The 12,414-nt window shown below is 72.2% G+C and carries 14 protein-coding genes; 7 read left to right on the forward strand and 7 right to left on the reverse strand.

The window, feature by feature from the left end:
• Positions 1–170: 170 nt before the first annotated feature.
• Positions 171–1,040: an alpha/beta fold hydrolase gene (locus tag I3F58_RS10920; RefSeq protein WP_240108120.1), complete on the forward strand. Its 870-nt coding sequence runs from the start codon at positions 171–173 to the stop codon at positions 1,038–1,040.
• A gap of 86 nt (positions 1,041–1,126) precedes the next feature.
• Positions 1,127–1,276 carry a hypothetical protein gene (locus tag I3F58_RS10925; protein ID WP_240108121.1) on the forward strand — a complete coding sequence of 50 codons (150 nt, stop codon included), beginning with the start codon at positions 1,127–1,129 and terminating at the stop codon, positions 1,274–1,276.
• 2 nt (positions 1,277–1,278) lie between these two features.
• On the opposite strand, the gene I3F58_RS10930 is transcribed toward I3F58_RS10925, so the two are convergent.
• The 4 genes from I3F58_RS10930 to I3F58_RS10945 form a co-directional block, all read right to left on the reverse strand.
• Positions 1,279–1,887 (reverse strand): MarC family protein, encoded by a 609-nt coding sequence (locus I3F58_RS10930; protein WP_240108122.1) that lies wholly within the window; start codon positions 1,885–1,887, stop codon positions 1,279–1,281.
• Positions 1,888–2,027: 140 nt separating this feature from the next.
• Entirely contained in the window at positions 2,028–2,894 is an 867-nt protein-coding gene (locus tag I3F58_RS10935) for a PHP domain-containing protein (RefSeq protein WP_240108123.1), read from the reverse strand.
• A gap of 94 nt (positions 2,895–2,988) precedes the next feature.
• Positions 2,989–3,627: a DUF6758 family protein gene (locus tag I3F58_RS10940; protein ID WP_240108124.1), complete on the reverse strand. Its 639-nt coding sequence runs from the start codon at positions 3,625–3,627 to the stop codon at positions 2,989–2,991.
• A 103-nt stretch (positions 3,628–3,730) separates the two neighbouring features.
• Positions 3,731–4,351 carry a suppressor of fused domain protein gene (locus tag I3F58_RS10945; RefSeq protein ID WP_240108125.1) on the reverse strand — a complete coding sequence of 207 codons (621 nt, stop codon included), beginning with the start codon at positions 4,349–4,351 and terminating at the stop codon, positions 3,731–3,733.
• A 625-nt stretch (positions 4,352–4,976) separates the two neighbouring features.
• Here I3F58_RS10945 and I3F58_RS10950 point away from each other — a divergent pair.
• Both I3F58_RS10950 and I3F58_RS10955 read left to right on the forward strand, forming a co-directional pair.
• Positions 4,977–6,107, forward strand: coding sequence for a magnesium and cobalt transport protein CorA (locus I3F58_RS10950; RefSeq protein ID WP_240108126.1), 1,131 nt, complete (start codon positions 4,977–4,979; stop codon positions 6,105–6,107).
• 13 nt (positions 6,108–6,120) lie between these two features.
• Positions 6,121–6,639, forward strand: coding sequence for a hypothetical protein (locus I3F58_RS10955; RefSeq protein ID WP_240108127.1), 519 nt, complete (start codon positions 6,121–6,123; stop codon positions 6,637–6,639).
• A gap of 370 nt (positions 6,640–7,009) precedes the next feature.
• Here I3F58_RS10955 and I3F58_RS10960 read toward each other — a convergent pair whose 3' ends face one another.
• Positions 7,010–7,777: a hypothetical protein gene (locus tag I3F58_RS10960; protein WP_240108128.1), complete on the reverse strand. Its 768-nt coding sequence runs from the start codon at positions 7,775–7,777 to the stop codon at positions 7,010–7,012.
• Positions 7,778–7,956: 179 nt separating this feature from the next.
• On the opposite strand from I3F58_RS10960, the gene I3F58_RS10965 reads away from it, so the two are divergent.
• The 3 genes from I3F58_RS10965 to I3F58_RS10975 are packed head-to-tail and all read left to right on the forward strand — an operon-like array spanning position 7,957 to position 11,075.
• The gene (locus I3F58_RS10965; protein ID WP_240108129.1) at positions 7,957–9,237 is read left to right on the forward strand and encodes a magnesium transporter MgtE N-terminal domain-containing protein; all 1,281 of its coding nucleotides are present in this window, start codon (positions 7,957–7,959) and stop codon (positions 9,235–9,237) included.
• Positions 9,227–9,898: a DUF1003 domain-containing protein gene (locus I3F58_RS10970; protein ID WP_240108130.1), complete on the forward strand. Its 672-nt coding sequence runs from the start codon at positions 9,227–9,229 to the stop codon at positions 9,896–9,898. The genes I3F58_RS10965 and I3F58_RS10970 overlap by 11 nt, the downstream gene beginning before the upstream one ends.
• 43 nt (positions 9,899–9,941) lie before the next feature.
• Positions 9,942–11,075 (forward strand): Mrp/NBP35 family ATP-binding protein, encoded by a 1,134-nt coding sequence (locus I3F58_RS10975; RefSeq protein WP_240108131.1) that lies wholly within the window; start codon positions 9,942–9,944, stop codon positions 11,073–11,075.
• Positions 11,076–11,135: 60 nt separating this feature from the next.
• On the opposite strand, the gene I3F58_RS10980 is transcribed toward I3F58_RS10975, so the two are convergent.
• Positions 11,136–11,807 (reverse strand): hypothetical protein, encoded by a 672-nt coding sequence (locus I3F58_RS10980; RefSeq protein WP_240108132.1) that lies wholly within the window; start codon positions 11,805–11,807, stop codon positions 11,136–11,138.
• A gap of 89 nt (positions 11,808–11,896) precedes the next feature.
• Positions 11,897–12,349, reverse strand: coding sequence for a sec-independent translocase (locus I3F58_RS10985; protein WP_240108133.1), 453 nt, complete (start codon positions 12,347–12,349; stop codon positions 11,897–11,899).
• Positions 12,350–12,414: the final 65 nt, after the last annotated feature.

Below are 12,414 nucleotides of genomic sequence, written 5' to 3' on the forward strand. Positions count from 1 at the left end.
CATGCGCTTCGACCCGGGCGGCGAGGCCGAGGTGGGCCTCGTCCCGGTCGGCGGCGACCGTGTCGCGCTCGCGGGTGCGCCCCGGCCGGTGCGGGCGCGCCCCGCGCACGGACCACCCGCCGACAGGGGGTGGTCCGACGGGCCGGGCGGCGCGCGCTAGCCTCGGGATCATGAGCCGGCCGCCTACGTTCGTTCCGCCTGCCTGTGCGCGGGCCCGCGCCCTGGTCACGCCCCGCGGCGCCTTCGCCGTCCTGGACGCCCGGCCGCGGGGTCCCCGCAGGGGCACCGCGCTGCTGCTGCCCGGGTTCACCGGCAGCAAGGAGGACTTCATCGTCATGCTGGAGCCCCTGGCGGAACGCGGCTACCGCGTGGTCGCCGTCGACGGCCGGGGCCAGTACGAGACGGACGGCCCCGCCGAACAGCGCGCCTACGCCCAGCACGAGCTGGCCCAGGACGTCCTGGCCCAGGCCGAGGCACTGCGCGACGAGGGCCCTCTCCATCTGCTCGGTCACTCCCTCGGCGGACAGGTCGCCCGCGCCGCCCTTCTGACCGATGCCTCGCCGTTCACCTCGCTCACCCTCGTGTCCTCCGGCCCGGCCGAGGTCTCCGCCCCCCAGCGCGCCAGGATCAAGATGCTGAGCGACGCCCTCGGGGCCATGGACATGGCCACCCTCTGGACCGCCATGCGCGCCCTCGACCCCCCGGAGGACGCCGATGACCCGCACGCGGGCGGGAACCGCGAAGAGCTGAGGCAGCGCTGGCTGCGCAACAGCCCGGCCCAGCTCCTGGCCACCGGCCGTCAGCTCAGCACCGAGCCTGACCGGATCGCCGAGCTGACCGCGCTGCGGCCCCGGGTGCCGTTCCATGTCGTGTCCGGTGACCATGACGACACCTGGCCGGTCCCGCTGCTCGACGACATGGCCGTACGGCTCGGTGCCCGCCGTACCGTCATCGCGGACGCCGACCACTCCCCCAACACCGACCGCCCCGGGGAGACCTCCCGGGCCGTGGCCGACTTCTGGGACCAGTGCGTTAGTTAGACAGGCGAAAAATTTCGTTAGCGTACGGAATTAATAGCGGCTACGGTGCGTTGACACGCCCGTACACCTCGACGAAGGGAGCCGCCGTGCGCTTCGAGATCACGCGCCTCGACGATGTCACCGGGACCGCCGTGGACAGCACCGTCGTGGACGCCGCCGCCGTCCGCGGGATCGTCCAGCAGGCCGCCGCGACCGGGCAGCGGATCCACATCCGGCCGGTCGCGGGCGCCTCGTAGCCTCAGGCGGCTCCTTGGATCGTCTGTGTCACGCCGTTGATGATCTGCTGTACGGCGATGGCCGACAGCATCATCCCGGCCAGCCGGGTCACCAGCACCACACCGCCGTCCTTGATAACCCGGATGATCACCAGCGAGTAGCGCATCACCAGCCACAGCACCACGTGCATCGCCACGATCGCCGCCCAGACGGACACCTGACCGCCCGCCCCGTCCGCGTGCTGGACCGCCAGGATCACCGCCACGATCGCGCCCGGACCCGCCAGCAGCGGCATGCCCAGCGGCACCAGGGCCACGTTCACGTCCTTGGTCTGCTTCGGCTCGTCCGTCTTCCCGGTCAGCAGGTCCAGCGCGATCAGCAGCAGGAGCAGCCCGCCCGCGATCATCAGCGCGGGCACCGAGACGTGCAGATACTCCAGGATCCGGTTGCCCAGGATGCCGAACAGGGTGATCACCCCGAACGCGACCGCCACCGCCTGCCACGCCATCCGGCGCTGCACCTTGGTGGCCCGACCGGACGTCAGGGCGAGGAAGATCGGCGTGATCCCGGGGGGATCCATGATGACAAAAAGGGTCAGAAAGAGAGAGCCGAAGACGGCGAGGTCGAACACAGTGATGGCCTTGCGGAAGTGGGTCGTGCGAGGGAAATCCGCCCAGGAGGAGATGCCTGTGCCTGCGGAACGCGGCTTCCGGCGTCCTGGGGGTGAGGAGAACCAGGAATGGAGGGCCCGGCGGCAGCGCCGCCCGGATGTCAGGCGTCCGGGCTTCCGCCCGTACCCATCACGGGAAACGCGCCCGTCGCCCTGCGGGTGATCTCGCCGAAGATCTCCGGGTCCGTGGTGTGGTCACCGAGCCCGCAGGTCTTGCGGCTGCCGTGGTAGTCGCTGGAGCCGGTGGTCAGCAGTCCGAGTTCGGCGGCCAGCCCGCGCAGCCGGGCGCGGGTCGCCTCGTCGTGGTCCATGTGGTCCACCTCGACGCCGTCCAGACCGCACGCGGCCAGCTCACCGAGTACGGAGTCGGGCATCGTCCGGCCACGCCTGGCCGCACCGGGGTGAGCGACGACGGTGACCCCGCCGGCCGCCTTGACGAGGCGGATCGCCGTGAACGGGTCCAGCTCGTGCTTCTCGACGTACACCCGGCCGTGATCGGCCAGCCACTCGGACGTGAACGCGCTGGAGACGTCCGGCACGACGCCCAGCTCGACCAGTGCCGTCGCGATGTGCGGGCGGCCCACCGAGCCGTCTCCCGCGATGGCCGCGACCCGCTCCCAGGTGACCGGCACGCCCAGCTCCCGGAGCCTGCCGACCATGGCGTGCGCGCGCGGCACCCGGTCGTCGCGGACCAGGTCCATCTCCCGCGCCAGCTCCGGCTCGGCCGGGTCGAAGAGGTACGCCAGCATGTGGAGGCCGATGCCGTCGATGCTGCAGGACAGCTCGGCGCCCGTCACGAGGGTGAGCCCCTCGGGGAGAGCGGCGGCGGCCTCGGCGTGGCCGCGGGTCGTGTCGTGGTCGGTCAGCGCGACCACGTCCAGCCCGGACGCGGCGGCGTGCCGTACCAGCTCGGCGGGGGTGTCCGTACCGTCGGACGCCGTGGAGTGGGTGTGCAGGTCGATGCGCACGACTCTCTCCTCCGGGCGGGGCGGGGTACACGGGACACCCAAGAATAACCGGAGGCGGGGAGTGCCCCTTACCGCACGGAAGGCCGCACGAAGGTCAGGCCAGCAGCCGGGGAGACAGCGCCCCGCACGGTACGAGCTCCACTTCGGCGCCCGCCTCCCTCAGGTCGGCCAGCACCACCTCGTCGTACAGCATCAGCCCCGAGTGCTCGGGCCAGGCGATGGCCCACAGCCACAGCCCCCGCGCCTCGCCCGCGAACACCGCGCGGTCCTCGGGGGCACCGCCGACGTGCCAGAGCGGTGTCGGGCGCCCGCCCGCCAGGAGCTTGGCGTGCGGCGCCTTGTCCGTGCACAGGTGCGGTCCCGGATCGGGTCCGTCGAGGCCCGCGTACCGCGCGCCGAGACCGACGCCCAGTTCCTCCGCGACCAGCAGCAGCTCCCCCACGCCGCCCAGGGGTCCCGGCCCCGAGCAGGCGACGGCGGTGGCACGGCCCCCGCTGCGGTCGTCCCCCGCGTACGCGATGCCGGTGAACAGCCAGCCCACCGGCAGCGGCCAGGGCATCCACACCGGCACCCTGGCCCGGTGCACCACCACCTGAAGCGCCTCCACGCTGGGCGGGACCACCGGCTGCAGCGGGAAGACGGGTCCGTGCACATCGCACTGCCAGCGATCGGCGAAGAGGCCGGGCGGCCGGACCCGGCGTCCGCACTTCGGGCAACTGGGTTCGCCCCTCATAGCGTTCAACGGTCCTCCCCCTCCGTCGCCGCGTCAAGGACGATCACCCGTCCGGTGTGCCGAACGACACATTCCGCGGGCCGGAGGGGCTACCGTGGCGCGTTCAGTCCAGCCGGACGCCCGCGCGCAGGGGGTCGCGCAGATCCGTGCCGGCCGCGAGCCAGCGCTCCTCCAGGGCCTGCGCTCCGTGCACCCGCTTCCACGCGGCCTCGTTGGGCGTCATCGGCAGCAGCGGCAGGAAGCGCACCGGATCCATGCCGGGGGCCAGCTCGTCCAGGTCCTCGTCCAGATCCGGGACCAGCCCGCCGGGCTCCCCGACCAGCACGGAGGTGAAGGGCGCCCCCGGCCACAGCGGCTCCCCCAGGTCCAGGGACGCCCCGGGTGCCACGACCAGTCCCTCCACCTGCGGTGACGCGGCCAGCACGGCCAGCGGGCGGAGCACCTTGTCGGTATCGGCGAGACCGGCCCGCACCGAGAGGACCAGCTCCGCGCGGGGCCCCCTCACGGGGTCCGCGACGACGTCGGTGGGGTCGGTCATGGGCTGGGCGGACATACCGAGGGTGGCGTAGCGGACCACGGGGCGGGAGTCGCCGCCGTCCTCGGTGCCGGTGAAGCGCAGCACCTCGATACGGTCCGTGCCGAGGAAGGTCACGGAGGCCCGGGCGTCCGGTTCACCGAGCGCCGTCCGCAGCCGCGCCTCGACGAGCGCGAGAACTTTTGCCATGCGGCGAGCATAGGGTGCGTATCGAACGGGCAAAGGAAGGGATTGACCTTCAGTCGGCTGCTAGTGTGGGCCGCCGGTCGGGACGACGTGTCCGGGGACTTCCCCGGAGGAAGCGTCTTCCGGTCCCGATGACTCGTCATCCCCCACGGGGGACCGGCCGGAGGAGGTGGGGCTGCGATGGATCGAAGTCGACCTGGCAGTACCAGCCGCTCTTCCGTGCCTCGCAGGCCGCGCACCACCCGCGCCCGCTGACCGGCCCGCCGGCGGTACCTCCCTGAGGCACCCCGGGCGTTCCGGCACCGGCTCCCGGCCTTCGCAGCATCAGGCCACATGGCATCCGCGCGTCCCGCGCACCGGCGTCGCCGGAAGAGCACGCCTCCCCCGCTGTCCCCGCGCACCGCACGAGCCGTGCCCGGTACGCGCTCCGCACGAGCGGCGGACAGCGAACGGCGATCAGCGAATGCAAGCCGCGAACCGCGAACCGCGAACACCGTCCTCGTGAACCGCGGTGCCACCCGCTTTGCGGACGTACGTGCCGACATCACGCCCGACACGTCACCCGTAACGTCCCCATTCCGGGTTGCGCCACGACTCCCCGACGGCTTCCCGTGTGAAGGAGCCCGCCATGTCGATGATCCGTGAGCTGCGTGCCGTCGTACGGCCGTCCCTGCGCAAGCGCGGCGCCGCCGCGTATCCGGCGTACACCGCCTACGACGCGACCCGTGACCCCTCCGCCTCCACCGCGGTCGTCGACTGCGCCGTCTACCGTGACGGGCGGCGGCTGAAGACGGAGGACGACTCCCTGACGCCGCGTGAGGCGATGCGGCGGGTGCGGGACGGCGGCGGTTTCGCGTGGATCGGGCTGCACGAGCCGACAGAGGCCGAATTCGCCGGTATCGCGGCGGAGTTCGGGCTGCACCCGCTCGCCGTGGAGGACGCGGTGCACGCGCACCAGCGGCCGAAGCTGGAGCGGTACGACGACACGCTGTTCACCGTCTTCAAGACGGTCCACTACATCGAGCACGGCGAACTCACCGCGACCAGCGAGGTCGTGGAGTCGGGCGAGGTGATGTGCTTCACCGGCCGGGACTTCGTGATCACGGTCCGGCACGGGGGCCAGGGCTCGCTGCGGAACCTGCGGCACCGGCTGGAAGCCGACCCGGAGCTGCTGGCGAAGGGGCCGTCGTCGGTGCTGCACGCGATCTCCGACCATGTCGTCGACGGGTACATCGCGGTCGCGGACGCGGTCGAGATCGACATCGACCAGCTGGAGATCGACGTCTTCTCGCCACCGGCGAAGGGCAGCACGCGCGGCGCCGACACCGGGCGGATCTACCAGCTGAAGCGTGAGGTACTGGAGTTCAAGCGGGCCGTGACGCCGCTGATGCGGCCGATGCAGCTGCTGAGCGAGCGGCCGATGCGGCTGGTCGACCCGGACATCCAGAAGTACTTCCGGGATGTCGCGGACCACCTGGCACGGGTGCAGGAGCAGGTCGTCGGGTTCGACGAGCTGCTGAACTCCATCCTCCAGGCGAACCTGGCGCAGGCGACGGTCGCGCAGAACGAGGACATGCGCAAGATCACCTCCTGGGCGGCGATCATCGCCGTGCCGACGGCGGTGTGCGGGGTGTACGGGATGAACTTCCGGTACATGCCGGAACTGGAGTGGAAGTTCGGTTACCCCATGGTGCTGACGGCCATCATCGGCACGTGCTTCGCGATCCACCGCACCCTGAAGCGCAACGGCTGGCTGTAGCTAAGCTGCGGGCATGACTGACGACCAGCTGCTCGGCCCCGCGCTCGTCGAGGAGGCCACGAAGAAGTCCGGCCTCGTGTGGGTGCGCGGCGACGGGCCCGCGCGGGCCCTGTGGCACGTGTGGCACGAGGGCGCGGCGCTGGTCGTGGGCGACGGGCCCGGGGAGCAGCCGCTGCCGTCCGGGCTGGCCGACGGGGCGGTCGCGGAGGTCACGGTACGCAGCAAGGACAAGGGCGGGCGGGTCGTGGCGTGGACGGCGGAGGTGCGCGAACTTGCACCGGAGTCCGCCGACTGGCAGGCCGCGGTGGACGAGCTGAAGGGCAAGCGGCTGAACGCGCCGGACGCTGAGACGATGCCGTCCCGCTGGGCCCGTGACTGCCGCGTCCTGCGGCTCACGCCGCAGGCGTCCACCACGTCCCTGCCCGCCACGTCCCTGTCGGCCCCGCCCCTCCCGACCCCGGCGACCACCCGCCGCCCGGTCCCTGCGGCCCTGCCCCGCCTCCTGCTCCGCCGCGGCAGGCGCCACAGCTAGCACGCCACCCGCGGGGGTGCGCGAGACGGTGCTCTCCGGGGCCCGCCGCCGCAGGCCGGCGGCCCTGGGGCCGGGAGAGCCGCGGGTGCCGCAGGCGCCAGGGTCTCGGGGCCGCCCCCTGTGCGTCCCCTCCCGGCCGTGGGCGGCACGGCCCGGTGAGGCCGGGACGACGCCCGCCGCGGTGGGCGGTCGTCGCCGGGCGGAACGGGTCCCTGCAGCAGAACCGGCCACGGGGCCGAACACCCCGTGCCCGCCGCGCCCCACGTGGAAGCGTGCGTCCGTGCCGCTGCGGGGCTCACCCCGGAAGGCGGCCCCCGGCACGCCCCCTTCCGCCGCGGCAGCGGCCACCCGCCGACGGGGGGCCGGGACCCTACTCGCTGGTGCGGGGAAGCTTCTTGCCGTAGTCGAGGATCTGGTCCTCCTCCGGCTCGTCCAGCGAGAAGTCCTCGTCCCAGTCCGTCAGGACGACCACTCCCGCACCGCCGCCACGGGCGAAGCGGAGGGGATACGGAGTACCGTCCAGGGAGACGTCCAGCGCGCCGCCTTCGCCGTTCGGCCCTCCCGCGACCTTGATCGTGCGCTTGCCGGCGATCGAGTCGCGGTCCCCCTTGTGCAGGTCCCCGTGCAGCGTCAGCAGCCCGTTGACGAGTACGTTCTTCTCGGTGAAGCTGCGGAACAGCTTGTACGAGGGATCGTCCTGCGGGACCTTCACGAACTTGCCGTCCAGCTTCTCCGCCGCCTGGATGTCCTCCTTGGTCGGCTCCCCCGTCGCCTCCGCCTGCCGCCAGAACGACGCCTCGGCCTTCATATAGAGCGCGTCACCGACCCGCAGCAGCTCGAAGCGGGACTTGCGGGTCGCGACCGACCCGGCTGCGCCGTCCTTCTTCAGGCGCATGTTCAGCTTGTACGAGGCACCGCTGCTGACCAGCGTTCCCGAGAGCCGTACCGCCTCGGCCCTGCCGGCCGCCGTCTGGGCCTCGGCCTCGATCTGCTTCGCGGTCAGCTTGCCGAGCCCGTTCGTGCCCTTGTCGGGGTCCACCTCCTCCGCGCAGCCGCCGAGCACCGCCGTGAGCACGGCACAGAGCGCGACGGTGAGCGCGGCGCGACGGGCATGCGAAGCCGGAGGGAGAACAGTCACCAGCGCTGCCTCTCTGAGGGGAACCGTGGGGGGACGCAGACCCGCAGGGTACCGGGGCCGGGTGGCCTGATCCGCACGGAGCCGTACGGACCGCCTGCGTGGCCGACCCGAAACGTATCGGGCTAGCCTGAATCCCTGCATAGGGGATGCTTCAGGACACGTGCTGGAGGTGGCGTGGCATGGCGGGTGGCGCACCCCGGATCTTCGTCTCGCACCTCGCCGGGGTCGCGGTGTTCGACCCGAACGGCGACCAGGTCGGGCGGGTGCGCGACCTCGTCGCCATGCTGCGCGTCGGCCGCCGCCCGCCCCGGGTGCTGGGGATGGTCGTGGAGGTGATCGGCCGCCGCCGGATCTTCCTGCCGATGACCCGGGTGACCGGCGTCGAGTCGGGCCAGGTGATCACCACCGGGGTGATGAACGTACGGCGCTTCGAGCAGCGGCCCACCGAGCGGCTCGTCCTCGGGGAGCTGCTGGACCGGCGTGTGCGGCTGGTCGACGGCGGCGACGAGGTGACGGTGCTGGACGTGGCGATGCGGCAGCTCCCGGCCCGCCGGGAGTGGGAGATCGACAAGGTGTTCGTCCGCCGGGGCGGGCGTGGAGCGCTGCGCCGCAAGGGCGAGGCACTGACCCTGGAGTGGTCGGCGGTGACCGGCTTCTCGCTGGAGGAGGAGGGCCAGGGCGCCGAGAGCCTGCTGGCCACGTTCGAGCGGATGAAGCCCGCCGACCTGGCCAACACGCTGCACCACCTGAGCCCGAAGCGGCGCGCGGAGGTCGCCGCCGCCCTCCATGACGACCGGCTCGCGGACGTGCTGGAGGAGCTTCCGGAGGACGAGCAGATCGAGATCCTCGGCAAGCTGAAGGACGAGCGCGCCGCCGACGTGCTGGAGGCGATGGACCCGGACGACGCGGCGGACCTGCTGTCGGAGCTGCCCGAGGAGGACAAGGAGCGGCTGCTCACCCTGATGCGCCCGGACGACGCGGCGGACATGCGGCGGCTCCTGTCGTACGAGGAGCGCACGGCGGGCGGTCTGATGACGACGGAGCCGATCGTGCTGCGCCCGGACGCGACCGTCGCGGACGCCCTGGCCCGGGTCCGCCAGCGGGACCTGTCCCCCGCGCTGGCGGCCCAGGTCTACGTGTGCCGGCCGCCGGACGAGACGCCGACCGGCAAGTACCTGGGCACGGTGCACTTCCAGCGGCTGCTGAGGGACCCGCCGTTCACCCTGGTGTCGGCGGTCGTCGACAGCGACCTGGAGCCGCTGGCCCCGGACGCCCCGCTGCGGGTCGTGACCCGCCACCTCGCCGCGTACAACCTGGTGGCGGCGCCGGTCGTGGACGACAGCGGTTCACTGCTGGGCGCGGTCACCGTGGACGACGTCCTGGACCACCTGCTCCCGGAGGACTGGCGCGAGACGGAGTTCGAACCGGATCCCGGGCGGAGGTCCGCCCATGGGACCTGAGCGTCCTCCGGAGCGGGGCCCCGGACGTGCCCGCCGGGGCGCGCAGCGGGACCGGGAGCGGGCCGTGGACCGCGAGTGGACCGAGGCGCGGGACCGGGCCGCGAGCCGGGAGTGGGCCGTCGTGCGGGGCCAGACGCCCCGGGTGCGGGTCGACCAGCCGCTGGAGCAGCCGCGGGTGCGCAGGCCGCGCATCCTGCCGGAGTACGACCCCGAGGCCTTCGGGCGGATGTCCGAGCGGATCGCCCGGTTCCTCGGCACCGGGCGGTTCATCGTCTGGATGACCGTGTTCATCGTGACCTGGCTGGTCTGGAACATCCTCGCCCCGGCGGCACTGCGCTTCGACCCGTACCCGTTCATCTTCCTCACCCTGATGCTGTCGCTCCAGGCCTCGTACGCGGCTCCGCTGATCCTGCTGGCGCAGAACCGGCAGGACGACCGGGACCGGGTAAACCTGGAGCAGGACCGGGCGCAGAACGAGCGGTCCATCGCGGACACCGAGTACCTGACCCGGGAGATCGCGGCGCTGCGCATGGGCCTGGGCGAGGTCGCCACCCGTGACTGGATCCGCTCGGAGCTGGAGGATCTGGTGCGGGAGCTGCACGAGCAACGGGCCGTATTCCCGCCCCCGGGGTCGGCGCGGAGTGACGAAGGCGACCGCTGACGGGCTTTCCGGGGCCCGCACCCCGCGCCGTACCATCGTCAGCATGACGACGGAAGACGCGGTGCGCGACGCACTGGCGACGGTGAACGACCCCGAGATCAACCGACCGATCACGGAACTCGGCATGGTCAAGTCGGTGGAGATCGGCACGGACGGGGCGGTGGCCGTCACCGTCTATCTGACGGTCTCCGGCTGCCCGATGCGCGACACGATCACGAAGAACGTGACCGAGGCGGTCGCCCGCGTCGAGGGTGTCACCCGCGTCGACGTGTCGCTGGACGTGATGAGCGACGAGCAGCGCAAGGAACTGGCGGCGGCGCTGCGCGGCACCACCGCGGAGCGCGAGGTGCCGTTCGCGAAGCCGGGCTCGCTGACCCGGGTGTACGCGGTGGCGTCCGGCAAGGGCGGCGTCGGCAAGTCGTCCGTGACGGTCAACCTCGCGGCGGCGATGGCCGCCGACGGTCTGAAGGTCGGTGTCGTCGACGCGGACATCTACGGGCACAGCGTGCCGCGGATGCTGGGTGCGGACGGGCGTCCGACCCAGGTCGAGAACATGATCATGCCGCCGTCCGCGAACGGTGTGAAGGTCATCTCCATCGGCATGTTCACCCCTGGCAACGCCCCGGTGGTGTGGCGCGGGCCCATGCTGCACCGCGCGCTCCAGCAGTTCCTCGCGGACGTGTACTGGGGTGACCTGGACGTCCTGCTGATGGACCTGCCGCCGGGCACGGGCGACATCGCGATCTCGGTGGCCCAGCTGGTGCCGAACGCGGAGATCCTGGTCGTCACCACGCCGCAGCAGGCCGCCGCCGAGGTGGCCGAGCGGGCCGGTTCGATCGCCGTCCAGACCCACCAGAAGATCGTCGGCGTGGTCGAGAACATGTCGGGCCTGCCGTGCCCGCACTGCGACGAGATGGTCGACGTGTTCGGTACGGGCGGGGGCCAGAGGGTCGCGGACGGGCTGACCCGGACGACCGGTGCGACGGTGCCCGTCCTGGGATCGATCCCGATCGACGTACGGCTCCGCGAGGGCGGCGACGACGGCCGCCCGGTCGTCCTGTCGGACCCGGAGTCCCCCGCGGGTGCGGCGCTGCGCGCCATCGCGGGCAAGCTGGGCGGGCGGCAGCGGGGGCTCTCCGGGATGAGCCTGGGCATCACGCCGCGGAACAAGTTCTGAGGGGGTTCCCACCCCCTGCTGTGGGCGCCTCTCCGTGTGAGGGGCGCCCACATGCGCGTGTCAGGCGTACCCGGCCAGGTCCTTGACCACCGAGAAGCCCAGCCCGTACGCGCTCAGCCCCCGCCCGTACGCCCCTACATGCGGTCCTCCCGGCGCCGTGCCCGCCAGGACCCAGCCGAACTCGGACTCCCGGTAGTGGAAGTCCACGGGTGCCCCGTCCACGGGCAGGGACAGCGTCGTCCACGCCGGCCCCGCCAGGTCGTCGGCCAGTTCGAACGCCGTCTCGGTCTGCTGCTCCAGCCACTCGCTCCGCAACGCGTGGTCCAGCTGAGCCGGCCAGGTGTACGCCAGCAGGCCGGATCCGGCCAGCCATGCGGCGGAGGAGACGGTCGTGGCGTCCAGGACACCCGTACCGTCCCCGGAGCGCCGCACCGGGTTCGCGGCGACGGTCACCACGACCGCGAAACGGGACCGGTCGGTGCCGGCGCCCTCGGGCCTTATCGTCGGCTCCTCGCCGTGCCCCGTGGAGCCGTGCTGGACCGTGCCGTCCGCCGCCGTGCCGACCTGCATCAGCCAGCGGGGTCCGGTGAACGCGTCGTCCAGCCCGTACCAGGGGAAGGAGGCCCGCAGATACCCGTCGGCATCGCGACGGGCGGCAGGCACCCCCTCGGAGGTGGGTGTGGTGCTGGGTTCAGGCTGTGCCTGCGCCCCCACCCGGCTTGTCGTCTCCATCTGCCCGGCCGCCTCCTCGATCCGTTCGGACAGAGGGAGAGGATATCCACCCGGGCGGGACTCTTCGGGGACGCCGGTACGACGGTGACTCAGGTGGCGTCCGCGTCGAAGGGGGGCCGATCGCCCGGACCGGACGTGTCCCGCTTCTTCAGCAGATCCGGAGCGGAGGACGAAGAGGGGGACGGAGCGGGCGCGACGGGTCCGGGCTCGTCGGCCGCGCCCTTGACCGCGCCCGCCACGTCGTCGATCTCCTTGCGCAGGTCGAAGCTGCTGCGCAGCTCCTTCAGCTCCCGGAGGTCCTCGTTCTCGGTGAGCTGCTTGCGGATGTACGTCTTGGGGTTGAGGTCCTCGAACTCGAAGTCCTTGAACTCCGGGCCGAGTTCGCTGCGGATGTCCTGCTTGGCGCTCTCGGAGAAGTTCCGGATCTTGCGGATGAACCCGGCGACGTCCTGGATGACCTTGGGGAGCTTGTCCGGGCCGAAGACAAGCACGGCAAGGATCACCAGCGCCACCAGCTCAAGGCCGCCTATGTCACTGAACACCTTGTAGCTCCTCCTCAGGTCTCCGGTCCACGGTACCCGGTTCGCCGGCTGCGCACGGACAGCCC

The organism is Streptomyces sp. MUM 203J (assembly GCF_022414595.1).
Lineage (GTDB): Bacteria > Actinomycetota > Actinomycetes > Streptomycetales > Streptomycetaceae > Streptomyces.